This window comes from Shewanella sp. YLB-07, from assembly GCF_009377275.1.
In genome coordinates this window covers 258,504-283,224 of the sequence record NZ_VOQB01000007.1, presented here as the reverse complement: position 1 = coordinate 283,224, position 24,721 = coordinate 258,504, and the positions used below count along the sequence as shown (strand labels likewise).

23 protein-coding genes are annotated in these 24,721 nt (G+C 46.1%); 10 read left to right on the top strand and 13 right to left on the bottom strand.

All coding sequences use genetic code 11. The annotated features are described in order from the left end of the window. Position 1: 1 nt before the first annotated feature. From pheT to lpxM, 3 genes are all read left to right on the top strand, one after another. Complete coding sequence (gene pheT / locus FS373_RS17240; protein ID WP_144046833.1) at positions 2-2,389, top strand: phenylalanine--tRNA ligase subunit beta; 2,388 nt, start codon at positions 2-4, stop codon at positions 2,387-2,389. Positions 2,390-2,393: 4 nt separating this feature from the next. Further along, the gene (gene ihfA, locus FS373_RS17235) at positions 2,394-2,690 is read left to right on the top strand and encodes an integration host factor subunit alpha (protein ID WP_013051789.1); all 297 of its coding nucleotides are present in this window, start codon (positions 2,394-2,396) and stop codon (positions 2,688-2,690) included. Between the two features lie 185 nt (positions 2,691-2,875). Then, on the top strand, positions 2,876-3,811 hold the full coding sequence (gene lpxM / locus FS373_RS17230) for a lauroyl-Kdo(2)-lipid IV(A) myristoyltransferase (RefSeq protein WP_144046832.1): 936 nt from the start codon (positions 2,876-2,878) through the stop codon (positions 3,809-3,811). A gap of 145 nt (positions 3,812-3,956) precedes the next feature. On the opposite strand, the gene FS373_RS17225 is transcribed toward lpxM, so the two are convergent. Continuing rightward, a complete protein-coding gene (locus tag FS373_RS17225; RefSeq protein WP_144046831.1) occupies positions 3,957-4,475 on the bottom strand; it encodes a GNAT family N-acetyltransferase in 519 nt (172 codons plus the stop codon). 762 nt (positions 4,476-5,237) lie between these two features. Between FS373_RS17225 and FS373_RS17220 the strand changes: the two genes are divergently transcribed. Continuing rightward, positions 5,238-6,725 carry a SulP family inorganic anion transporter gene (locus FS373_RS17220; protein ID WP_144046830.1) on the top strand — a complete coding sequence of 496 codons (1,488 nt, stop codon included), beginning with the start codon at positions 5,238-5,240 and terminating at the stop codon, positions 6,723-6,725. A gap of 13 nt (positions 6,726-6,738) precedes the next feature. Further along, positions 6,739-7,584, top strand: coding sequence for a universal stress protein (locus FS373_RS17215; protein WP_144046829.1), 846 nt, complete (start codon positions 6,739-6,741; stop codon positions 7,582-7,584). A gap of 188 nt (positions 7,585-7,772) precedes the next feature. Here the strand turns inward: FS373_RS17215 and FS373_RS17210 are convergent, their stop codons facing one another. Further along, a complete protein-coding gene (locus FS373_RS17210; RefSeq protein ID WP_152829949.1) occupies positions 7,773-8,879 on the bottom strand; it encodes a phosphoribosylaminoimidazolesuccinocarboxamide synthase in 1,107 nt (368 codons plus the stop codon). Positions 8,880-9,277: 398 nt separating this feature from the next. On the opposite strand from FS373_RS17210, the gene FS373_RS17205 reads away from it, so the two are divergent. After that, positions 9,278-10,162 (top strand): substrate-binding periplasmic protein, encoded by an 885-nt coding sequence (locus FS373_RS17205; RefSeq protein WP_227992910.1) that lies wholly within the window; start codon positions 9,278-9,280, stop codon positions 10,160-10,162. A gap of 44 nt (positions 10,163-10,206) precedes the next feature. On the opposite strand, the gene FS373_RS17200 is transcribed toward FS373_RS17205, so the two are convergent. From FS373_RS17200 to FS373_RS17150, 11 genes are all read right to left on the bottom strand, one after another. Then, positions 10,207-10,968 (bottom strand): hypothetical protein, encoded by a 762-nt coding sequence (locus FS373_RS17200; RefSeq protein ID WP_152829948.1) that lies wholly within the window; start codon positions 10,966-10,968, stop codon positions 10,207-10,209. Positions 10,969-11,133: 165 nt separating this feature from the next. Further along, on the bottom strand, positions 11,134-11,769 hold the full coding sequence (hisIE, locus tag FS373_RS17195; RefSeq protein WP_152829947.1) for a bifunctional phosphoribosyl-AMP cyclohydrolase/phosphoribosyl-ATP diphosphatase HisIE: 636 nt from the start codon (positions 11,767-11,769) through the stop codon (positions 11,134-11,136). Between the two features lie 89 nt (positions 11,770-11,858). Beyond that, positions 11,859-12,632: an imidazole glycerol phosphate synthase subunit HisF gene (gene hisF / locus FS373_RS17190; protein WP_152829946.1), complete on the bottom strand. Its 774-nt coding sequence runs from the start codon at positions 12,630-12,632 to the stop codon at positions 11,859-11,861. A gap of 77 nt (positions 12,633-12,709) precedes the next feature. Continuing rightward, positions 12,710-13,468, bottom strand: coding sequence for a 1-(5-phosphoribosyl)-5-[(5-phosphoribosylamino)methylideneamino]imidazole-4-carboxamide isomerase (hisA, locus tag FS373_RS17185; protein ID WP_152829945.1), 759 nt, complete (start codon positions 13,466-13,468; stop codon positions 12,710-12,712). Continuing rightward, on the bottom strand, positions 13,465-14,172 hold the full coding sequence (hisH, locus tag FS373_RS17180; RefSeq protein ID WP_144046823.1) for an imidazole glycerol phosphate synthase subunit HisH: 708 nt from the start codon (positions 14,170-14,172) through the stop codon (positions 13,465-13,467). Before hisH ends, hisA begins: the two co-directional genes overlap by 4 nt. Next, positions 14,169-15,236 carry a bifunctional histidinol-phosphatase/imidazoleglycerol-phosphate dehydratase HisB gene (gene hisB / locus FS373_RS17175; RefSeq protein WP_152829944.1) on the bottom strand — a complete coding sequence of 356 codons (1,068 nt, stop codon included), beginning with the start codon at positions 15,234-15,236 and terminating at the stop codon, positions 14,169-14,171. Before hisB ends, hisH begins: the two co-directional genes overlap by 4 nt. 98 nt (positions 15,237-15,334) lie before the next feature. After that, complete coding sequence (gene hisC, locus FS373_RS17170; RefSeq protein ID WP_152829943.1) at positions 15,335-16,423, bottom strand: histidinol-phosphate transaminase; 1,089 nt, start codon at positions 16,421-16,423, stop codon at positions 15,335-15,337. Beyond that, positions 16,420-17,724 carry a histidinol dehydrogenase gene (gene hisD, locus FS373_RS17165; RefSeq protein WP_144046821.1) on the bottom strand — a complete coding sequence of 435 codons (1,305 nt, stop codon included), beginning with the start codon at positions 17,722-17,724 and terminating at the stop codon, positions 16,420-16,422. The genes hisC and hisD overlap by 4 nt, the downstream gene beginning before the upstream one ends. A 7-nt stretch (positions 17,725-17,731) precedes the next feature. Further along, on the bottom strand, positions 17,732-18,631 hold the full coding sequence (gene hisG, locus FS373_RS17160; protein ID WP_152829942.1) for an ATP phosphoribosyltransferase: 900 nt from the start codon (positions 18,629-18,631) through the stop codon (positions 17,732-17,734). A 653-nt stretch (positions 18,632-19,284) separates the two neighbouring features. Continuing rightward, on the bottom strand, positions 19,285-19,629 hold the full coding sequence (locus FS373_RS17155; RefSeq protein ID WP_144046820.1) for an AzlD domain-containing protein: 345 nt from the start codon (positions 19,627-19,629) through the stop codon (positions 19,285-19,287). Between the two features lie 4 nt (positions 19,630-19,633). Next, on the bottom strand, positions 19,634-20,377 hold the full coding sequence (locus FS373_RS17150; protein ID WP_144046819.1) for an AzlC family ABC transporter permease: 744 nt from the start codon (positions 20,375-20,377) through the stop codon (positions 19,634-19,636). A 291-nt stretch (positions 20,378-20,668) separates the two neighbouring features. On the opposite strand from FS373_RS17150, the gene FS373_RS17145 reads away from it, so the two are divergent. From FS373_RS17145 to FS373_RS17130, 4 genes are all read left to right on the top strand, one after another. Beyond that, positions 20,669-21,049, top strand: a complete 381-nt coding sequence (locus FS373_RS17145; RefSeq protein ID WP_144046818.1) for a RidA family protein — start codon at positions 20,669-20,671, stop codon at positions 21,047-21,049. Between the two features lie 133 nt (positions 21,050-21,182). Then, positions 21,183-22,457: a serine dehydratase subunit alpha family protein gene (locus FS373_RS17140; RefSeq protein WP_144046817.1), complete on the top strand. Its 1,275-nt coding sequence runs from the start codon at positions 21,183-21,185 to the stop codon at positions 22,455-22,457. A gap of 69 nt (positions 22,458-22,526) precedes the next feature. Continuing rightward, positions 22,527-23,174 (top strand): helix-turn-helix transcriptional regulator, encoded by a 648-nt coding sequence (locus FS373_RS17135; protein WP_322619522.1) that lies wholly within the window; start codon positions 22,527-22,529, stop codon positions 23,172-23,174. 240 nt (positions 23,175-23,414) lie between these two features. Next, on the top strand, positions 23,415-24,635 hold the full coding sequence (locus FS373_RS17130; RefSeq protein ID WP_152829941.1) for an HD-GYP domain-containing protein: 1,221 nt from the start codon (positions 23,415-23,417) through the stop codon (positions 24,633-24,635). The last annotated feature ends 86 nt before the right edge of the window (positions 24,636-24,721 follow it).

Genomic DNA, 24,721 nt, shown 5'->3' with positions numbered 1-24,721 from the left:
CATGAAATTTAGTGAATCCTGGCTCCGTGAGTGGGTTAACCCAAACATAAGCCGTGACGAATTGTCACATCAAATCACCATGGCCGGTCTCGAAGTCGATGGTATCGAAGGCGTGGCTGGTGAGTTTTCTGGCGTTATCGTCGGTGAAGTTGTCGAATGTGGTCAACACCCGGATGCAGACAAGCTACGTGTAACCAAAATTAATGTCGGTCAAGATGAGCTTATCGATATCGTTTGTGGTGCACCTAACTGTCGTCTAGGCCTGAAAGTCGCCGTTGCCATGGTCGGCGCTGTGCTGCCGGGTAATTTTAAAATCAAAAAGGCTAAGCTTCGCGGTGAACCCTCATTTGGTATGTTGTGCTCCTACGGTGAGCTTGGCATAGATATCGACAGCGACGGCATCCTTGAGCTCCCAACTGACGCGCCAATAGGCGTAGATATCCGTGAGTTTTTGAGTCTGGAAGATGCGATTATCGATGTCGATCTTACAGCAAACCGCGCCGATTGCCTCGGTATGTCGGGTCTGGCACGTGAGGTTGGCGTATTAAACCGTCAAGCCGTGACTGAGCCTACATGGGAAAAAGTCGTTCCTTCGATCGATGATTCGATTCAGATTGACCTTCAAGCTCCCGAGTCTTGTGCTCGTTATCTTGGCCGCGTGGTTAAGAATGTGAACGTTCTGGCTCAATCGCCATTATGGATGCAAGAGAAACTGCGTCGCAGTGGCATTCGCTCCATCGATCCCATTGTCGATATTACTAACTATGTCTTGATCGAATTTGGCCAGCCTATGCATGCCTTCGACCTGGCCAAGCTAAGCGGTGACATTCAGGTTCGCATGGCAACAGGCGATGAGAAGCTCACATTGCTTGATGGTAACGAGATCACCGTTCCAGCGGATATGTTAGTCATCAGTGACCAAGAGAAGCCTCTGGCGCTTGCAGGTGTCTTTGGTGGCGAATTTTCAGGTGTGAGCAGTGAGACTCAAGATATCTTGCTTGAATGTGCCTTCTTCGCGCCTCTGGCTATCTTAGGTAAGACACGTCGCCTCGGACTGCACACTGATTCATCTCATCGTTTCGAGCGAGGTGTGGACCCTGAGTTGCAGCATAAGGTGATGGATAGAGCGACACGTCTGGTTCTCGATATCTGTGGCGGCGAAGCCGGACCGGTTATCGAAGCTAAATCTGATGAGCTTCTGCCTAAGCCTGTATCGATCACCTTGCGTCGCAGCAAGTTAGATCGCATCTTAGGTCATCATATCTCAGACGCTGAAGTCACCGAAATCCTTGAGCGTTTGGGGTTTGCGGTCGAATTTACTGCTGAGCAATGGAATGTGGTTACCGCTACATACCGTTTCGATATGGCTATCGAAGAAGACTTGATCGAAGAAGTCGCCCGTATCTATGGCTACAACAACATACCTAACATAGCGCCTGTCGGCTCTTTGAGCATGCCTGACCATAAAGAGTCTGATATCAGCTTAAAGCGTGTGCGTAGCATGCTGGTGGCTCGTGGATTCCAGGAAGCCATTACCTACAGTTTCGTCGATCCTAAGCTTCAAGATAAGGTGCATCCGGGCTGTGAAGCTATGGTCTTGCCTAATCCTATCTCTATCGAGATGTCGGCAATGCGTCTGTCGTTATTTACTGGCCTGCTAGGTGCCGTCGGCCATAACCAGAGCCGACAGCAAAACCGCGTTCGTCTGTTCGAAACTGGCCTGCGTTTCGTGCCAGATACATCTGCCGATTCAAATGTGCGTCAAGAGCCCATGATTGGAGCTGTAATTTCTGGTAATCAGAATGACGAACATTGGTCAATGGAATCTAAAACTGCAGACTTTTTTGACCTCAAGGGCGATCTTGAAGCAATTATAGGCTTGACAGTTTCCGATGAAGAATTTACTTTTAGATCAGCAACTCATCCTGCACTTCATCCAGGGCAATGTGCTGAAATATTAAGAAATGATCGCGTAATAGGTATCATAGGTACAGTTCACCCGAGCTTAGAAAAGCCGTTTGGCCTCAATGGCAAAACAATTGTTTTCGAGCTTGAATTGAACGCTTTATTACATGCTAGTTTACCGCAAGCTCAGGCTGTATCTAAGTTCCCGGCTAATCGTCGTGATATAGCTATCGTAGTCGATGACAATATTTCCGCTGGTGATGTTGTAAAAATGATAAGAAAAGTTGGCCAAAATCAGTTGGTTGGCATAAACTTATTCGATGTATACCAAGGTAAAGGCGTTGAGTCAGGCAAAAAGAGCCTAGCGATCGCACTTACATTACAAGACAACACTCGTACACTTGAAGAAAAAGAGATAGCTGAGATGGTTGATTCAGTGGTTTCTGCACTCAAGTCCGAGTTCAACGCATTGTTGAGGGATTAAAAGTATGGCACTTACCAAAGCCGAAATGGCAGAGCATCTTTTTGAAACGCTTGGAATTAATAAGCGTGTAGCTAAGGAGATGGTTGAGACGTTTTTCGAAGAAATTCGCCAAGCGCTCGAAAGTGGTGAGCAGGTCAAGTTATCTGGCTTCGGCAACTTTGACCTTAGAGATAAGAATCAAAGACCGGGAAGAAACCCGAAGACAGGTGAAGATATCCCTATCTCAGCTCGTCGCGTCGTCACCTTCCGTCCTGGACAGAAGCTGAAAAGCCGCGTAGAAGAAGCTAACTCTAAGAGATAATCTTGAGTTAGTTTAAGGTCAAGGCCACTCAAAGGAGTGGCTTTTTCTGTTTCTTTTTCTTAGTATTCTCATCATCTCTTAGGTGTTTATTTGAACAATGGGTGCTTACTCTTTGTTTAACTAGCTATTTTCATCTTGAAGATGAAGTCATGTGTCTTTTTTATTTCTAGCTCGAGGCCAGTATCTTGTCGAGAAAGCCAAAGTATTTCGATCGCCGTTTTAAACTCGAATTATTGCACCCTAAGTATTTTTTTACCTGGGTTGGTATAGCCATCTTAGTCCTGTTTGGACTTATGCCTGCCTGGTTACGTGATCCTATTGCACGGCAACTGGCAAAATTGGTGACTAAAATAGCTAAAAAGCCTATCTCGGTGGCGAGAACGAATCTGACTATCTGTTTTCCCGAGAAGTCTTCACCAGAGATTGAGTCTCTGCTCAAGGAGAATATCGAGAACTTCGTGATGATATTGCTGGCGCAATCAGAACTTATGGTGCGCTCCACAGCCAACCTGAGACGCAGAGTCAATCTCATGGGCTTTGAGCATGTAGAGCAGGCGAGGGCAGCGGGTCAACCTGTGATCTTTGTCATGCCCCATGTATGGGGGATTGAATATGCGGGATTGAGGCTCAACCTGGACCTGCCCATGGTCAGCATGGCCAAGCCTCATAGAAATGGCCTATTTAATTGGTTCAACAATCGCATGCGCAGCTCACTCGGAGGCAACATCTACATGCGAGAGGCGGGTATACGCGCCTTGTTATCTGAGCTTAAGAATAACAACAGCTTTTTTTATCTGCCGGATGAAGACTTAGGCCCGGATAAAAGTGTGTTTGCCCCTTTCCTTGGTACGGTAAAAGCCACCTTACCCGTAGTGGGCCGCCTGGCTCAAGCCGGAAATGCTCAGGTGATGCCGGTTAAGATAGGTTACGATCAAAAAGCTCGCCGTTATGATTTGACCGTGATGCCGGCCATCGACCCCGAAGAGATGAAGGGTAAAGAGAATGAAGCCTTAGCGCTGAACAAGGTGGTTGAGCAAGTGATCTTGGCTTACCCAGAGCAGTACATGTGGTTTCTCAAGGTGCTCAAGACTCGTCCCGAAGGTGAAGCTCCTCTGTATTGATGTTCCTATCTGATAAGAAGTAGTGTAATAAAAACAGAGCGAAATATGTGTCACTTCGCTCTGTTTTCGTTCAACGGCTGTTTTTCTGTGACAATCATAATTAATATTTTATCAGCGTACGTCCAGCGTTTTCCCCTGCAAACTATCATTTACACAGTCCATAGACATAGTCATCCACGTATCTGTTGTTGATGATGGAATTTTGTTGCAAACAGCCTTCACGAATAAAACCCAGTTTTTCGAGTAGTTTAAATGAGCCGGTATTGTGGGCTGAACATGTCGCCGTCAGCTTGTTTAATTGCAGAACGTCAAAGCCGTAGTCTTTAACCAGATCCAATGCCTCAGCTGCAAATCCCTTCCCTTGAGCGCTTTGCTTGATCATATAACCGATCTCAGCAATTTTCGCTTCATGGTTAGTTATTTTGAGGCCTAAGTGCCCCAGCTTCTCCCCTGAATCGAGTGCTGATATGCTAAAAGATAGCCAACAATTACTTTTAATCGTCCAAGGCTGAGACTTAATTTCAAATGCGGCAACTGCTTCTTCGTAAGTGAAAGGCGCATAAATATGCTTCATGGTCTTGGGGCACATGAAAAACTCGATAAACAGAACTTTATCCGTTTCATCAAATGGTGAAAGCGTTATTCTTTTACTCGATAACTGCACAGATTTTCCTTGGTTCTTAAATATCTATTGGCTAAGATTCTCATAATCCTTTTGAATATACTAGTGAGTATTATCAGAGAGTTAATCGCATGTGAATATCGAGCTTGTCTGGATTTTTATTAGCTGAATTTGCCCTAAGAAGATGATCATGAACAGAACCAAACTGATTGTGTGTGATATTCGCCAGTTTGCGCCCGAGCTAAGTTGTTTCCTGAGTTGCATAACCCCTATCAAGTTGCTAACAACTAATGTGGTTTGTAATGTCAATGAAATTAGCCAGATGAATGTAAATTGGTAAGTTTCGGCAATCGATGAACTAATTAGGAAGCAGGGCTGTACTGGTAGCAAACAGCGTATTGCCGGAGATTATGTAGTTAGTTGCTTTATAAAATTTGTTGAATTGTTGAATTGTTGAATTGATGACATAAGGACATAAGCTCACCGTGCGTTATGTTAGTGTGAGCTTGCATACGATGAAATCGAGAAAAGTGTCTACAGGTGTTTTATCTACAAACTAATGAGCGTAGAATACAGTTTCGTTTCATGCAGAGGATATTGATCACCGTGTTAATTACGCCGCCTTAACGTTTCGCCCCCCTATAGCTTTCATTGCTAACCTAAGCGCCATGCTTATTCTTTGCGTTTGTTAATTCGTAATCAAATTTTTACGATCTTTTCCGCGCCAAAATTTTATCAAAAAAGCACGTATAACACGTCAGCCTAATCTCTGGTGCGAACTGCCGTGCGTAAACTGAGAGTTCAATGTTAAAAAACTTTAAAACAGATTGGTTATCTAATATTCGTGGCGATCTGCTTGCGGGTATGGTTGTGGCGTTAGCCTTAATACCTGAAGCTATCGCATTTTCAATTATTGCAGGAGTCGATCCCAAAGTTGGCTTGTATGCTTCATTCAGTATATCGGTGGTGATAGCGTTTACTGGGGGTCGAAGTGGAATGATCTCCGCAGCAACTGGAGCCATGGCATTGTTGATGATTACTCTAGTTAAAGATCACGGTTTAGAATACCTGTTAGCCACGACAGTATTAACGGGTGTATTACAGGTGTTAGCCGGGTATTTAAAATTAGGTAATTTGATGCGATTTGTCTCGCGATCGGTGGTCACAGGCTTTGTTAATGCGTTAGCCATACTCATTTTTATGGCCCAGTTACCCGAACTGACCAATGTGACCTGGCATGTGTATGCCATGACAGTGGCAGGCCTTGGTATTATCTATCTCTTTCCTTATCTGCCTATTATCGGCAAGTTAATTCCCTCTCCCTTGATTTGTATTGTTGGATTAACTATTTTCGCTATCATGTTTAATATCGATGTGCGTACAGTCGGCGATATGGGAGACTTGCCCGATACCTTACCGATATTTTTATGGCCTGATGTGCCTTTGAATTTAGCAACCTTATGGATAGTTTTACCCTACGCCACAGCTCTCGCCCTCGTTGGCTTATTAGAGTCAATGATGACAGCGACGATAGTCGATGACCTTACCGATACCAGTAGTGATAAGAATCGAGAATGTAAGGGGCAGGGCATTGCCAATGTATTCACCGGCTTTCTCGGTGGCATGGCGGGATGCGCCATGATTGGTCAATCTATGATTAATATAAAGTCTGGCGGGCGTGGACGGTTATCGAGTTTAGCTGCGGGTATGTACTTATTATTAATGGTGGTGTTTCTTGGGCCATGGCTGAAGCAAATCCCGATGGCCGCATTAGTAGCTGTGATGATTATGGTCGCAATAGGAACGTTCTCTTGGCACTCTATTACTGACATGAGAAAACACCCTCTGTCGACCAATATCGTGATGCTATCCACTGTGGTTATGGTCGTTGTCACTCATAACTTAGCCCTAGGAGTATTTGTTGGGGTATTGCTTGCATCACTATTTTTTGCTAATAAAATTAGCCGCATGATGGTGGTAAGGCATGACGATGCCCTGAGTAACCACTGCGAGTATCGCGTCATTGGCCAAGTCTTTTTTGCATCAGCGGATAAATTTATTGATTCATTTGATTTTAAAACCGTACAGGAGTCGGTAACGATTGACTTATCGACGGCTCATTTTTGGGATGTCACAGCGGTATCTGCATTAGATAAAGTGGTGATTAAGTTTCGCCGGGAAGGTAGCGACGTGACACTGATTGGTATGAACGAAGCGACACGTACGATCGTTGATAAATTTGGTGTACATGATAAACCCGAAGAAGTTGAAAGACTAATGGCAGGACACTAATAGGATGAGGCAAATGAAAAATATAGTCGCGTGTATTGATGGCTCAACATTGACGCTAGCAACCTGTGAAGCCAGTGCTTGGGTTGCACAGAAGGTTGAGGCGCCTCTTATCTTATTACATGTACTCGATAAAACAACGAGACCTGTGGTAAGTGAATTGTCAGGACAGATAGGCTTGGGGAGCCAAGAGGAACTCCTCAATGAGCTAGTGGAGCTCGATGAAATGCGCAGTAAAGTTGCCCTCGAGCATGGTAAGCAACTCCTTACCGATGCTAAGGCATTAGCGGTGTCGAGAGGCGTCGATGAGATCGGCACATTGCAACGTCACGGAAGTTTACTAGAAACGCTCATCGACCTAGAATGTGAGTTAAGGGTATTAGTGATCGGTAAATCGGGTGAAGATCATAGCACCAGTAAAACCATAGGTTCGCAACTTGAAAGCGTTGTCCGCTCCATAAAAGCACATACCTTGGTGGTCAGCGAAACATTTGTGACACCTAGATCTTACATGATTGCCTTTGACGGCAGCACAACCAGTGAGAAACTGATTGAAAAGGCAATGAACACACCGTTACTTAAAGGGCTTGAGTGTCATTTGGTGATGGTGAATGAATCAGGCAGTAAGAGTACGGCTTTTGATCAGGCGGCAATGCGGCTGCGAGGAGCTGGGGTTAAGGTCAGTGAAAAAATGCTCTCAGGGCGTGTCGATGAAGCGCTGCTTAATTATCAGCAACAGCAACAGCTGGACATGATTGTTATGGGGGCTTTTGGTCACTCAAAATTAAGGCAATTTTTTGTTGGCAGTAATACTACAGAGGTGTTAGTGAAAAGTGCGGTTCCGCTGCTTTTGATCCGCTAAGGCGTGTAGAAATGAGTGGGTAAAGGGCTGATGCTTGTCATCCTAGACTTCAAATAAGCTAACTCAAAAGTTAAAAACCGCAGTTTCATTTGCATGAAGCTGCGGCTTATCATTATTTCACTTTAGCACCTTTCAACTCTACTTACTTCACTTAACTGCACCAGAGCCAAGCACTGCGTAAGCCAAGCTTAGTCTGCAATTAGCTGATAATCATTGCGAAGAATATTGATGATCTCTTGCTTAGGATTCTCGCTGATATGAAGCTTCTCACCGATCACTTTCTCTGCGATGCCGATGTAAGTGTTGGAGATATCCATCATCACTTGGGTGGGTAGCTTGTTTTCTTGTGCCAGTGAGAAACGCTCAGGCATACGCTCCTTGTTGAGCAGTATGTCCGGGTCCGGGAAGTGGTTAAGCAGCCACTGTCTGAATCCTTCTTTCGACTTCTCTATAATATGACCTTCACGGTGCGCTGGACCATCCCAGATGCGTGAGCTGTCAGGTGTGCCCACTTCGTCCATATAGATAAGCTTCTCCTTGCCATCGGCACCTTTGACATAGCCAAATTCGAACTTGGTATCGATGAAGATCTGATCTTGCGCTGCAAGGGCATCACTGATAACGGCAAAGCCTTCTTTCAATAGCTTCTCGTACAGGTCGATATCCGATTTAGCGTGGAAGTTAAAGCCTTCTAGATGACGCTCGAGATCGGCACGTGAAATGTTAACATCATCGGCTTCTGGTACGCCTTCAAGGCCGGTAAGCACACCTTTGGTAGAGGGAGTGATTAACAGCTCAGGAAGTTTCTGGTCTTTCTCGAGGCCTTCTGGCAGTGTTATGCCACAAAACTCACGCTCACCTTTGGTATAGGCGCGCCACATCGAGCCAGTAATAAACTGTCTGGCGATCGCTTCAACCATCACGGGCTGAGCTTTTTGCACGATCCAAACAAATGGGTGAGGGACGTCCAGAATATGGCTATCGGCTAAACCTTTTTCTTTGAATAACTTAAACCAATGGTTAGAGATGGCATTGAGTGCAGCGCCTTTACCGGGCACGCCATTGAGGCCATTTTCACCTTGCCAGATACAATCGAATGCTGAGATTCGATCGCTGATCACCATGATAGCCAGTGGCGTATCTTTAGGTACATCATAACCTTTCTGTTCGATTAGACGGGCACTATCCTCAGCCGTAAGCCAATAGACACTGCGAACCTTACCTGAATGAACTGGCTTATCTGTGCGGATAGGCAGATCATCATTAACTGCTAGAACTTTGTTTGAATGATTCATAGGATATTTATTATGGTCTATGTTATTGGTTGTAGTAGGTGTACATAATCGGGTGGATTGTAACAGAACTTACATTTGCCAACACTATGGTAAAAGAAGAACAGACTGTTTTTGGCTGATTTTTTCTGGAATTATTGGCTAACCTTTACTCTGGTTATATCGATAGTTCAGAAGGTGTTAGTCAAACTTAATTTAAACTTAACATGATAGATTTAGTCCTGTTCCGCTTCTGACAACAACTTGAAAGTCAGCGTAAAAAAGCAGAGTACTGTTTCGCTTATAAAGCCTGATACTAAAATTAATCACTACCTTCATCTTTTATGTTCACCCTGCTATTACTATAGATAGATGGCGTATATGCAAATTAACCCATCAACTATCAGGAGCTGGCTAAACCCTTGAAAAGTAAATCAAGCATGTTCTACCTACAGAGCGATAAACTCAGCGTTGCTTTTTATAAAGCAGGCTCTTGGTATAGGCGTGGGCAGATTCTATCATTGGCGCTACTTTGGTCGCTAGGGGCGGCATTTTCATTCGCTACTGCTGGGACCGTAACTGAGGCGTCCAATACCAGTACGGCTAAGCCTATTATATTCGTGACCAGCGCTTATGCGCCCTATGTGATCAACACCTATGGTTTAGCCAGTGGACTATTTCCGGAAATCGTGTCTGCGGCTTTTTTCGAGATGAATCACAAAGTTGAGTTTCAATTCCAACCTTGGGTCAGGGGCGAGAAAACGGTGGGGGCCGGTAGAGCGTTTGCGACCTTTCCCTATTTAAAGAACCCCGCCAGAGAGTCGGAATTTGATTTCTCTGAACCTGTGTTGTTTTTTTTTCCAAAATTTTTCTACAACACAGAAAAGTTTCCCTATGGATTCGAGTGGGAAGCATTAACCGACTTTAAGGCCTACAGAGTCGGTGGTGTCAGAGGCTATTGGTATGAAAGCAGCTTTAAACAGGCTGGCATAGCAGCACATTATGTGACATCGGATAAACAGAACATAGAGATGCTGCTGATGCAGAGAATCGACTTCACTCTTATTGATGAGCTGGTTGGTTGGAATTTAATTCGCGAAACAGCGCCAGATAAGATAGACAAGTATGCGGTGGCCAGTAAACCTCAAAGCAGTGACGCGTTCCACCTGATGATCTCCAGAAGCTATCCGAATTCCAAGCTACTCAGGCTGACTTTTGATTTGGGCCTACTCAGAATAAAGCGAAATGGTATTTATCAGCAAATACTCGACCAGTATCAGGTGACTTCCGAATACGCAACACCTTAAGTATGTCGGGCTGCACATGCCATTGAGCTTTCGAGCTGAGGATTTTATATTCCCTGATAGAATTTGATTATTTGATCCACTTTTCCTGAGCCTTTTAATTCAGCAATCGCTTTGTCAATACTCAGTTTGGTCTTCTCAGTCACTGTGGAACTATAGGACAGGTGAATTGGGTAGGGAGGGATTATGCTCGAAAAATCGATAAGTTTAAATTTTTCGCGATCTAATCCTGCTTCGCTAATGGTATATAAAGCCCGAGTTTTCATTGCGATAAAGGCGATTCCTCTACTATTGTCAATGGCTCTTAAGGCGCTTTCATGACTTCTCACGGCTAGCGTATCTATTTCACTGGTAGCGACATACTCATCAAGGCCTGGATAGCTGAAACCATTTAGGGTTATCACCGTTTTACCAAAAAGTGCTTCGATGGAATAAAAATTAAAGTCTCTGTCGGCTTTCACGACTAAAACATGGGTGACATCAAACAGCTTCTCCTTGGAGAGATGTCGGCTTTGAATACTTATCTCAGAGTCACCTTGCCAGGCTGGAGAGCCATAACTTATCCATAAGGGATAATGATCTGTATGCATCATTCGCACGTAACGCATAAAAGGGTAAGCTTGCTCGGTGAAGGTGATATCTAAGTTTTGTACTGCCTGAGCCAGAATATCAGTCACTATACCTTTGTTAGGCTGAGCTATGATTTGAAAAGGTTCGGCTTGGGAAGAGATGGCAAGGTAAGTGAGTGATTGTGCTTGGGCACAAAAAGAGTATAAAAAAACAAATAAAATGACAAAGACGCGAAACATGACTAATTCAGTTAATCCGTTATCTGTGTTGGTATTCTATTCTCCTAAAAGGAAAATAAACAGTATAGCGTTGAAAAATGACAATTTTGTAAATTACATTTTTGCTATTAGCTTGTTATTTTAGCTCATAAAAGAGCGCACAATGCGCTCTTTCTATGACTTAATTTAAGATTTTGTCGCTGCTGTGTGTCTTTGCATCAAGTTGTTGGTGATATCATTCATGCTCAAGTCTTGATCTTCGAGCAAGACCAGCAGGTGATACATGAGGTCTGACGCTTCGTCGACCAATTCTGGCTTGTCGTGAGTGGCCGCGGCGAGGGCGGTTTCCAGACCCTCTTCGCCGACCTTTTGGGCGATACGCTTAGTGCCACGTTCGAACAGATGAGCCGTGTAACTGGACTTAGGATCGTCTCCCTTACGTGAGGCGATAAGCTTGGTCAGATTATCGATAAAAGGGTGGGCATGACCATCGGGCCAGCAGCTCTCACGTTCGAGGTGGCAGGTGGGTCCATTAGGAATAACCTGTACCAGCAAGCTGTCGTTATCACAATCTTTGTCGATAGCCACTAAATCCAGGGTGTTGCCTGACTCTTCCCCTTTAGTCCAGAGACGCTGCTTGGAGCGACTATAAAATGTCACTTGTCTGCTGGCCAGAGTCTTCTCCAGTGCCGCACGGTCCATATAACCCAGCATCAACACCTTGCCAGAGAGATGGTTTTGCACTACCGCCGGGATCAAGCCTGCTTGTTTGTCCCAATCCAGTTGATTTGCCAATGTTTCATTCATGTTTATTTGTGTCATTATTTTTCCTACTACAGACGACTGTTTAACCCTATCTAGCTATATCAATAACAGCCTAAAACAAGATATGTGAGCCGATTGATAACGAGTTAGTATCTGATGGCGATATGTTGAGCGCTTAGATAGTGCTTGAGTGCTTGAATATCTATGATGCCTTTATGAAATACGCTGGCCGCCAGCGCTGCATCGACTTTGGCTATCTCAAATACGTCCTTAAAATGCGCCATGGTACCAGCGCCGCCTGAAGCGATAAGCGGTACATCACAGAGCTCACGAACGATAGAGAGCTGTTTTAAGTCATAACCTTGACGTACACCATCTTGGTTCATCACATTGAGGACTATTTCGCCACAACCGCGTTTTTGTACTTCCTGCACCCAATCTTGGGTGAACCACTGAGTGTCCTTGGTGGCGGCTTCATCTCCGGTAAACTGTTTCACCTTATAGCTGTCGCTGGCGGCATCGTAATAGGAATCTATGCCGATGACGATACATTGCCTGCCGAACTCATCTTGCAAACGTTCAATCAAACTCGGATCGGTCAAGGCGGGTGAATTGATTGAGATCTTATCCGCGCCAAAGGCCAGTTTCTCGCGAGCCTGCTCTATGCTTCTTATTCCGCCTGCGACGCAGAAGGGGATATCTATCTGCTCCGCGACGCGGCTGACCCAAGACTTGTCGATAACCCTGCTATGGGCACTGGCGGTGATATCATAAAAGACCAGTTCATCGGCACCTTCCTCGGCATACCGAGCGGCCAATGGCACGATATCACCGACAATTTCATGATTCCTGAATTGAACGCCTTTGACCACCTTGCCATCTTTAACATCCAGACAGGGGACAATCCGTTTAGCTAACATCGCTGCCTCCAAGGGAAATTAGCACAAGGCTAAAATTAATAGAAAGCAAAGTAAAAGCCGGCGAGGTCATATTGCTTTTAGCTAACATCGCAGCCTCCAGCAGGGTTAGGCCAACATTCAATGGCTTGCTTAACGTTAAAGTTTTCGATCAAGAGGGCCTTGCCTATAATGATGCCGTCGGCGCCGCTATCTCGTACGGCGGCCACATCATCTAAGGTGGCGATACCACCAGAAGCTTGCCAGTTGATTTCTGGATAACGAGCCGCTATCTCTCGATATAATTCGTTATTAGCGCCTTTTAAGGTGCCGTCGCGGCTAATATCTGTCACCAGGGCATGTTTGAGTCCGTAGGGTTTAAACGCTTCGACTAAAGATTCCAGTGATTTGCCCCCGCCGCTCTGCCAGCCTGATACCGCCACTATCTTCTCACCGCTATCATTAATGTTGACGTCCAGTGCCAGACAGATGGCTTCTGGTCCATACTTTTCAAACCAGCTCTGTACTAACTCGGTTTCTTTTACCGCTAAGGAGCCGATAACCACCCGCTTAACGCCAATCTCTAACAGCTCTGCTACTTGCGCCTCAGAGCGAATGCCACCGCCCACTTGGATGTTGGCATCGAGTCCGGCGACAAGCTCTGAGATGAGCTCAGTCTGGCGTGTATTGGGATCTTTCGCACCAGTGAGGTCGACGATATGCAGCCATTTGGCCCCTTGCTCTTGATAAGACTTGAGCTGAGAAAGCGCAGACAGATCGAAGGTGGTCTTCTGGTTATAATCGCCCTGATAGAGGCGGACTACTTTACCTTCAATAAGATCGATTGCCGGAATGATCATGCTCTGCTCTCCTTATCGAGTTGCCAACTTGTTTGGTTAGGTGTCTGGTAAAGTGTCTGGGTATTCATAGCTAAAAAATTACTTAAGATCCGCGAGCCTACTTCGGCGCTCTTCTCCGGGTGGAACTGCACCCCCATAAAGTTATCTTTGGCGATAGCGGCGCTGAAGCGCTCGCCATATTCACATGTTGCGATAGTAAATTCGCTCAGTGGCGCCTTATAATTATGAACAAAATAGAGGTAACTTCCCTCGGGTATATCCTTAAATAAAGGATGCGATGAAGGACTTATTTGATTCCAGCCCATATGGGGCAGGGGCAAGCCCTGGCTATCTAAATCTGTGATTGAAGTCGGGATGAGTCTTAAACATTCACAAGCTGTTTTTTCATCAACTGCCTTGTCACTAGCGTCGCGCCCGCCTTGCTCTGTTGATTTCTCCGTCATCATCTGCATGCCTAAGCAAACGCCGAGCACAGGTTGATCTAGGCTCTGGATTAGCTCGACCAGTTGCTTATTGTTAAGGGACGCCATGGCGGCCCCGGCCGTGCCAACGCCGGGGAGGACTACACGGGTGGCGGCCTTGATCACTTGATGATCCTCACTCACGACCACATCCTTGGTGAGGCGCTCGAAGGCATAACGAACCGAGCTTAAGTTAGCGCAGCCCGTGTCTATGATCACGGTTGAATTCGTGTGTTGGCTCATAGCACACCTTTACTGGAGGGTAACAGGTCGCCCTCGACTTTAACGGCTTGTCGAAGGGTGCGGCCCAAGACTTTAAACAGGCTTTCTACCTTGTGGTGATCGTTGTTTCCCTGAGTCTTGAGGTGCAAGGTGCAACGCAATCCGTCTGCAAATGAACGGAAGAAGTGTGGCACCATTTCGGTGGCCATCTCGCCAACCATCTCGCGCTCAAACTCACCGCTGAATTTAATGAAAGGACGACCGGAAAGATCCAGCAGACATTCGGCGCTGGCCTCGTCCATGGGAATACTGAAGCCAAAACGGGCGATGCCACGCTTATCGCCAAGGGCTTGCCTTAAGGCATCGCCGATAGCCAGCGCCGTGTCTTCGACGCTGTGGTGATCGTCTATCTCGAGATCACCATCGACCTTGACGTCCATCTTGAAGTTACCGTGGGTAGAAATCTGTTCCAGCATGTGATCGAGAAAACCTATGCCTGTGTCTATTTTGCCTTTAGTTTGTGAGTCGAGGTCGATGCTCACATGAATATCAGTCTCCTTGGTGGTGCGCACCACAGTCGCTATTCGTTCCGTGCTCAATAGTTGCTCTGCGATATCATCCCAGTTGAGGTTTTCACGGTCGTACAAGAGGCCCTTAATCCCCATGGCCTCGGCCAGACCCATATCTGTATGACGATCGCCGATGACGGCAGATTGAGTAAAGTCGACTTTACCTAAGGTGAGATAGTCTTTGACCAAGCCAAGTTTAGGCTTACGACAGCTGCAGTTCTCATCATCAAAATGAGGGCAGATAAGCACTTCATCAAACTTGACGCCCTGACTCTGTAAAATCTGCATCATCATATCTTGGGGGGCATCGAAGTCATCTTTAGGAAAGGAGGGGGTTCCTAGGCCGTCTTGATTACTCACCATGACTAAGCGGAAGCCAGCACCTTGGAGTTTAAGAAGAGCAGGGATGACCTTGGGCTCAAATTCCAGCTTTGCCAGGCTATCGACCTGCTTGTCTGTCACCGGCTCTTCGATGATGGTGCCGTCACGGTCGATAAATAATATTTTCTGTTTCATGCTCTTTCCACCTTAAATTAAAATCTGGTCTATCTAATTTGTTTAATACTTATTTTTATTTAGCTTACCAAGATACCTAGGTTCACTAGGGACTAAGGTCATGCTGTCACGGGTGCTAACAGCTTGATTAGAAAATCGGTCTCATCTGTGTTGCTAAAGCTAAAACGGATACAAGTCGCTAAGCGTGGGTCGCCATAGGCTCTGGCGACTATGCCATTGCTAAGCAGTATCTCTTGTATCGCCGAGATATCATCAAATTGGGCTAACACGAAGTTGCCGTTTGCCGGGAGGACTTTGGCACCATAGCCTTGTAAGGCATTGCTGAGACGAGCGCCGCAGGCTTTAAGGCTAGTGACTTGCTCAGTCATAGTGTTAATTCCCTGCTCACTCAGCGCGCTGGTTGCCAGTAGAGACACGGGTAATGGCACTGGGTAAGGGGCAATAACGCGCATCACCATCTCGCAGATACTTGGGCTTGCCAACATGAAGCCACAGCGCGCGCCAGCCAAAGCGAAGGCTTTCGATAGGGTTCTGAGCACGACTAAGTTGTCATATTTGTCGATAAGGTCTGCTACGCTATAGTCTGGGCAAAACTCGATATAGGCTTCATCTACAACCACCAGAGTATCGGGCAACTGAGTGATCACTCGCTCAATCGATGCTTTGTCGATAACCGTGCCTGTGGGGTTGTTGGGGTTACAGATAAACACCAGCTTGGTATTGCCTATTCGAGCGGCGATATCTTGTGGCAGCTGATAATCACCCGTCAGGCTTAACGCATTTACGCCGACATTAAAGGTCTTGGCACTGATGGCGTACATGCCATAAGTCGGGCCGAAACAGGCAATGGAATCTTTGCCGGGAGTACAGAAGGTCCGAATCAGTAGCTCTATGGCCTCATCGGCGCCGCGGCCTGCGATGATGCACTCTTTAGCCACGCCGCTGTAGTCACTATAGGCTGAGATAAGCTCGGGTGGCTGACACTCAGGATAACGGTTGATGCCATTTAGTTTAACACCAGAGAGCGCGGCATTATTAAAAGGGGACTCGTTGGCATTGATCCAGATGTCTCCTTGACCTCCGATACGCCTCGCAGACTGATAGGGCTCTAGGGATAATAGCTCGGGACGTGCCAAACGCTGAGCGAGCTTACCTGTACTTCTACTCTCCCTTATATTCTCACTCATGATGTATCTCTCGCGGTTAAACTGTCTAATCTGATTTTTACCGCATTCTTGTGGGCATCGAGTTGCTCAGCCGCTGCCAAGGTCATTACAGTTTCGCCGAGTCCCATTAAGCCTTCGGCGCTGAGTTCCTGCACGGTGAAGCGGCGCGAGAAATCAGCCAGAGACAGGCTAGAGACTGCCCGGCTATAACCGTAGGTTGGTAAGACATGATTGGTACCGCTGGCATAATCACCAACCGACTCCGGAGTATAAGCACCGAGGAACACTGAGCCCGCAGCGCGAATAGAGGTTAACAGTTCACGGGGCGTCTGTGTCTGAATGATCAGGTGCTCGGGCCCATAGAGATTAGACACCTGAGTTGCTTGCTGCATGTCTGTAACTAACAGGGTGCGGCTGGATTCGAGAGCAAGCTGGGCTATCTCCATACGTGGCAGGGCTTCGAGTTGACGATTGATAGCGGCATTGACCTTATCGGCCAAGGTGGCGCTGTCGGTCACGAGCATGACCTGAGAGTCGGGTCCGTGTTCGGCCTGAGACAGTAGATCGGCGGCGATAAATTCAGGATTGGCCTCTTTGTCGGCAATCAATAATACTTCCGACGGACCTGCCGGCATATCGATACTCACCACACAACGACTGTCTTGAGATACCAGCCTCTTGGCTTCGGTGACGAAGCGATTACCCGGGCCGAATATCTTATCTACCGCTGGCACAGATTCAGTGCCAAAGGCTAATGCCGCAATGGCCTGGGCACCGCCGACTTGGTAAACCTCAGTGATGCCACACTCTTTTGCTGCATAAATTATGGCATCGTCGATCGGCGGTGGGCTGACCAGAACCCGCTGTTCACAGCCCGCTATTCTTGCCGGCAGGGCCAGCATCATGACGGTGGATATCAGCGGCGCAGTGCCGCCGGGAATATACAGACCCACTTTCTCGATGGCTTCAGATCTTAGCTCGCAACGTATGCCGACTTGAGTCTCAATGCTGATGGGCTCAAATTTTTGTGCCAGGTGAAAGGATTCGATATTGGCCATGGCTTGCGCGATGGCCAGCTTGATATCCCCACTGACACGAGAGCAGGCAGCGTCGATTTTATCTGTCGATAATCTAAGCTCAGTTAAGCTCACACCATCAAACTCCTGACTGTAAGATAAAAGCGCCGCATCTTTCGAGGTTCGGACCGTGTTGACGATCGCCGCTACTGTTTGCTCCAGGCTTCCATCTCCGACGAGGGGGGAACGGCTCAGGGCATTCTTACGCTCAGCTTCGCTTAAACTTTGCCAATTGAGGATCTGCATATCTTGGTTACCCCATCATCTTTTCGATTGGCATCACTAAGATAGAGGTTGCGCCAAGCTCGGTTAGCTCTTCCATGGTGTCCCAGAACAGATCTTCCGTGCTGACAGCGTGGACGGCGACGCGATTGGTGTCATCATTGAGGGGCAGTACCGTCGGGTTCTCGGCGCCGGGGAGTAGGGCAACGATCTGCTCCAGTGTCTCAGTCGGCGCGTGCAGCAAGATGTACTTGCTCTCTTTAGCACGAACGACCCCATTGATGCGCGATAAAATCTTGTCAATCAAGGCCTGTTTAGCAGGAGTTTGAGTCTCTGTAGATTGAATGATACAGGCACTCGAGCGGTAGATGACTTCGGTTTCATAAAGACCGTTAGCCTCTAGTGTGGCACCAGTTGAGACTAGGTCACAGATCCCATCGGCAAGCCCAGCTCGCGGCGCGACCTCTACCGAGCCTTTGAGCATACAATCGCTATAGGTGATGCCTTTCTTCTGCATATAGCGGCGCAGCAGGTTAGGGTAAGAAGTGGCGATACGCAGTCCTTCCAGAGACTGGGCGTTTTCATAGCTAAATTCATTAGGTACGGCAAGGGAGAGACGACAGGTACCAAAATCCAGTCCCCTAAGCTTGATACAAACTGAAGGCTTATCGAGTCTTTCACGCTCAATCTGTTCCTCTTCGAGCACGTTCTCACCTATGATGCCTAAGTCAACCACGCCGTCCATGACCAGACCCGGAATATCGTCATCACGGACGCGAAGCAGGTCGATGGGTAAGTTGTCTGAGTGAGCGATGAGGCGTTGCTCGTTGATGTTAAATTTAACACCACAGCTTCTAAGGAGTTTCATCGATTCTTTCGACAGGCGACCCGACTTTTGAATGGCGATACGTAATCTGTTTGACTCTGACATGATGTATTTCCTATTAAGTTGATTCTAATATCTTGTTTAATTCTGCTTTAGCTGATTTTTATCTTTATAAATCAGCTGACTAATAACAAAAACTCTAAAACGAAAAACCCCCGGAATTCCTTCCAGGGGTTCTTGATATTCTTGAATCAACCGCCGGAAGGAAATAGTCCTTCGGCAGTGAGCTTCCGAAGGCTACCGCATATGATGGTGACGATGAATAGTGTTCAGAAGCTGTATCATAATTTTGTCTCTTTCTTGATTGAGTCTGATGACTCTAAATTAGTTCACAAGCTTACTTGCCTGCGTTGATATTTAAACTAAACATTTTCGTAAATGATTGCAACCACTAATTGTGGCGTATGAATATTCTTCAAGCATAAGTTATAGGATTAAGTAAGCTCGTTAGGCTGAAGATAGCCTGTTTTGTATTTAGAACAGCCATTAAGACAGAATGCTATACGGATTGCTTGGTTTTTTAAGGGGTTACTCTTACCTGGAGAACTGGATCTTTTGCTAAGCTTTCGGTGTCGAGTTTCGTTGAGGATTCTCAGTAGAGACTAACTCTTGGCATTGGCCATTTATTGAAATTGACGTAACAGTACAGCCCTTCTCTCAATATGAATTTGTCGGGAGAAGGGCTGTATTTATCTGAATTAACATAAGAAGTGCTTGAATAAGAGTAAGGAGACGATACCACTCATCACAACCCAGATTAAATTAAAACGTAGGCTCACTAAGGTGCAGACGATGGCGGCCAGTACCTTAGGGTTATGCAAATTAAACTCCATATCAGAGCCTGAGCCCAAGATCTCTATCGCGATAATAGCCGGCAGTACAGTGACTGGCACAAATCTTAGGGTCTTCTTGAGTCTCTGAGGCATCTCAAATGACCCTGCCATGCAGATTACCGAGAAACGTATGATAAAGGTTGCCAGTACCATAACCAAGGTGATGAGTAAGAAGCTGTTCATGTCTAGTTGAGTGTGTAGGTGTTCCATAGTCTTATGTCTCACTGTGAGTTGCGGGAAGGGCGTTTATGGGGTTTGTTTCTTGTGCTTCGGCGGACATTTTCTCACTGGAAAGGTCCATTCTATAACCAGCGTACACACCTGTGATAGCTGCGACGACTAATCCTAAAGAGTAGGGAAGCCCTGAGAGCAAGATGCCTGTCACACTAGCCACGATGGCGGCGACGATGCACTCGCGACTCTTGACTTGGGGGATAACGATGGCAATAAATGCCGCTACCATGGCGAAATCAAGGCCGTAATGGGCTATTTCAGGGAAGGAGGATCCGACTAAAGCGCCGAGAAAGTTTGCAAATACCCAATTCATCCAGAACCCCATCATGGCGGCAAGATAGAACCAGTGCCTGCCAGCTTTTTCTTGTTTTACCTCACCTATAGTGGCTGCATAAACTTCGTCCGTGAGCCCATAGGCCATTAAGGCACGAATGTGCAGTGGATAATCTTTGATATGTTCTGACAAAGATGCGCTATAAAGCAAGTGCCTCAGGTTGATGATAAAGGTGGTGATCATGATGACTAGGATGCTTGCCGATGATTGAATCAAGCCAAGCGCTACCATTTGGGACGATCCCGCAAATACCGTCAGAGACCAGAATGTGCTCTGCCCCAGTGTCATGCCCGCATTAATACTGATGGCCCCGACAATAAAGGAAAAAGGAAAGGCGCCTATACATAGGGGGAATATCGCTTTCAAACCAGCTTTGATGAGTTTGTTCATGTTTGACCTTAAGTCATTTGGTTGTCTTGTTGCAAATATATTTGACTAAATTCCATTTATCAATAAATAGTTTCAAAAAAATCAAATAAATTTGATGTTGATCAGGTTATGGATCTTTACTAATAATAGTGAAGGCTAGTAGTTACAATCCCTGTATAAGTGGGTTTTAGTTATGATTTGGTTGTTTTTATGGGATGCTACATACTAATGCAATAAATAATCCGCAAAAACACTTGCGCAAATATAGTTGAGGATTTATGCTTGTTTCAAGTTAAATAATCAGGATTAATCATGAAGAAGATCATCACATCAGACAGAGCGCCCGAAGCCATCGGCCCATACTCACATGCTAATGCCTATGGCAACCTCATCTTCACCTCGGGTCAGTTACCCGTGTGTAAACAAAGCGGTGGTGTCGTCGAGGGTGGCATAACAGCTCAATCCCGTCAGTCACTGGAGAACCTTAAATCTGTGCTACAGGCCGGAGGAGGGGAGTTAGACACAGTATTGAAGACCACCTGTTACCTTGCGGATATAACAGACTTCGCCGCGTTCAATCAGGTTTACCAAGAGTTTTTTAAAACAGATTGTCCTGCTAGAAGCTGTTTCGCCGTGAAAGACTTACCTCTCGGTGTGAAGGTTGAGATCGAAGCGATCGCTTTTAGCAAATAGAACTTAGTACGTAACACTTAGCAAAAATCACATATTAAATAGTTGCATTAGAAAAATGAGTGCAAATAGCCTTGAGGAATAGGATTATCTCAAATGACTGTTTGCCATTACATACTGAGTATTAGGGGATTTTATGAAACATCAATGGCAGCAATATCAAGATATTCTTAACGCCGTCGTCAAGCCTGCACTTGGCTGCACCGAGCCTATTTGCGCCGCCTATGCATCAGCCGTGGCAGCGTCGATGTTGGCATCCAAGCCTGAGAGCATCTCTGTTAAGGTGTCCGATAATCTGTATAAAAACTCCATGGGGGTATTTGTACCTGGTACTGGCAAGATTGGACTCGCCATCGCAGCCGCAGTCGGTGCCATCGGCGGTAACGCCGAGGCTGGCCTTGAAGTGCTGGCATCTATTGAACCTGATCAGGTCGAGGACGCTCAGGCCTTAATTGATGCCGGCAATGTCTCTGTGAGTCGCACTAAAACTGATGAATTTATCTATTGCCATGTCAGCGTTACGAGTGGCGACGATGTGGCTAGCGTTGAGATATCCGGTGGCCATACTCAAATCATAGAGAAAAGCCTCAATGGAGAGATCGTGTTTGCTAAAGCTGTGAGCGCGACATGCTCGACGGCTGGGATCTGTGAGGGTGTAGATATCAGTATTGAAGGGATTTACGCCTACGCCACTCAAGTTAATTTTGAAGATATTCGTTTTATTCTCGAGTCTGCTGAGTTAAATACTAAACTCGCCGCCGAAGGTCTGAAAAATGAATATGGCCTGCAAGTCGGGCGAACCATAGAGAAGAGCATTCAGGCAGGTTTCATGTCGGCGGATTTCTCTAATAATATTCTTATGCAAACGGCGGCGGCATCCGATGCCAGGATGGGAGGCGCCAGTCTGCCGGCCATGAGCAACTATGGCAGTGGTAATCAGGGGATTGCGGCGACCTTACCGTTAGTCATCACGGCGAAGCATTATCAGGCAAATGACGAATTACTCGCCAGGGCTCTGATCCTGAGTCATCTTGGAGCCATTTATATTAAGTCCCATTATCCGCCCCTGTCGGCATTTTGCGGCAACACAGTGACCAGTGCTGCGGCCGCCATGGCTATGGTGTACCTTGCAGGCGGCAGTTATCAGCAGTCATGTTTCGCGATTCAAAATGTTTTGAGTGATTGCTCCGGCATGGTATGTGATGGGGCCAAATCAACCTGCGCCATGAAGGTGAAAACCTCAACTGGCAGCGCAGTTAATGCCTTTATGTTGGCTATCCAGAGCACAGCGGCTCAAGCTCAAGGCATAGTTGCAGAGGATGTGGAACACACAATACGCAATATTGGTCAGTTAGTTACCCAAGGTATGGGCTCCACAGATACTACAATCATTGATATAATGTCGGCATAATATGTAACAAGCAGACCATATACCGCCGATTTGAAAAGTATCGGTGGTTTATATTCAGGGAGACGGTGAGTGCAAGAGTTAAGTGAAACAGACTACGCCATATTGAGGGCCAGTGAAAACATCGTCGATGGTATTGCCGCCATGTATGGTGAGCATACCGAGGTATTAATTCACAGTTTAGATGCCAGCAACCCATCTATCACCAAGATAGCCAATGGCCATATCACAGGGCGCTCGGTGGGGGCCCCTATCACTAATCTGGCGCTGATGAAGCTCAATGCTGGTCAGGATATCTCTGATTCTTACCTGACTAAGAGTCCGGACGGTAAAACATTAAGATCCATTACTATCGTTATTCGTAATGCCCAGAATGATGCTATCGGCTTATTGTGTATTAATTCAAACCTTGATGCACCGTTTCAGTCCGTGATGGCCACCTTGTTCCCGGGCTTAGTACCACAGGCCGACACTAGCTTCTCTCCCGAGACATTTGCGCGCAGTAATGATGAGATGATGCAAACTTCTATCGAAAGTGTGCGCGCTCAAGTCATGGCTGACAATAGTCTTTCACCATCGAAGAAAAACCGTGAGATAGTGATACGTCTCAATGAACTCGGTATCTTCAATCTAAAAGACAGTGCTCAGATCGCGGCTAAGGGATTAGATATTTCTATACATACCATCTACCGTTATCTGAGGGAGTTAAAATCTGTATAATATGATCTAAGCTTCTTGGGCCCCGTTTTGGGGCTTTTTATTACTCAAAAATTTAATCTTTTCTCAATCTCTACTTCTCTATCGGGCTAATGATAAAATGCTCTTCATTCCCGCCGTTGATGACTATACTTTTTAAACTAGCTTGGCTCATGTCGTCACCTTAGTGTTCTGATATCCACCATCAGTGCCTTACAAGTTAGTCAATGTTATCAATAGCTGAATATCGAGGTTGATGAGACGATGGGAACTAAGCATAAAACGAGCTCAAACGCATTCAACGACATTCCTATCGGCGAGTTAAAGCCGGGCATGTATGTGGTCTCTATTTCCACTGATAATAAGAAGTTGAGCATCAAATCTGAAGGCTATATTCTCAATGATGAAGGAGTGAACAAGCTAGTTAAATCTGGAGTCAAGCGAGTCTGTGTCGATCCGGTCAAAGAGAAAAAGACTGAGCAGATTGATAAGGTGTTGCCCGAACTCAGTTCAGATAAGCCCAAGGATGAGCCTAAGGTTTCACTCGAACAAGAGATGAAGCAAGCCAATAAACTATACAAAAATGCCAAAGAATTGCAGCATAAAATGTTAGCTTCAATCATTGAGGGTAAAGTGATCGATGTCGAAGAGGTGCAGGAGATCACTAATGCCATGGTCGATTCGATATTTAGAAACCAGGATGCCTTATCTTGTATGTCGCGGCTGCGGATTAAAGATGAGTATCTGGTTGAGCACTCACTAAACGTCAGTATCTTGATGACCATTTTTGCCAAACATTTAGGTTTCGATAAATCAACAATTGAGGAGTTGGCCTTAGGCGCATTTCTCCACGATATCGGTAAAGTACTAGTGCCAGATGAGATCCTTAACAAGCCGGGGAAATTTACCCGGGTAGAATATGAGGTGATGCAAGAGCATGTGCTATTAGGGCTCAGAGTGTTGGAAGAGACTCCGGAGATCTCAGAAATAGCCATCAGCATGGTCAGAGAGCATCACGAGCGTATAGATGGTACCGGCTATCCACATGAATTAGAGGGAGATGAGATATCTGAATATGGGCTAATGATCGCCATTATTGATAGCTATGATGCTATGACTGCGGAGCGTGTCTATAAACAGGGTATGCATCCGATCACTGCGTTCAAAAATCTGATTATGGAGTCACCCGCTTGTTATGATGAGGCGCTGGTTGAGCAATTTATTCAATGCTTGGGCGTCTATCCTGTGGGGACGCTAGTCTGTCTTAATAGTGGTAAAATTGGCTTAATCAGTAGGCTGAATAAAAGTAAGCCATTGAATCCTTGTGTTCGTATTTTTTACAATGCTAGATTGAAACAAGCCGTTGCCATGGAGGAGATAGACTTGAGCAAGTCAAAATACAAAGACCAGATTGATCGTTGCATCAAGCCAGAGGAGTTTAGTTTGAATTTAGTGGGCTTCTTTAAGGCGGCTTTTATCGACTAATATCATTGGTATAATACCAATCGGTATAACCAAAGAATACAATGCGCTTCGATACCCATATAATGGTCTCGAAGGGCCTAGCTTTC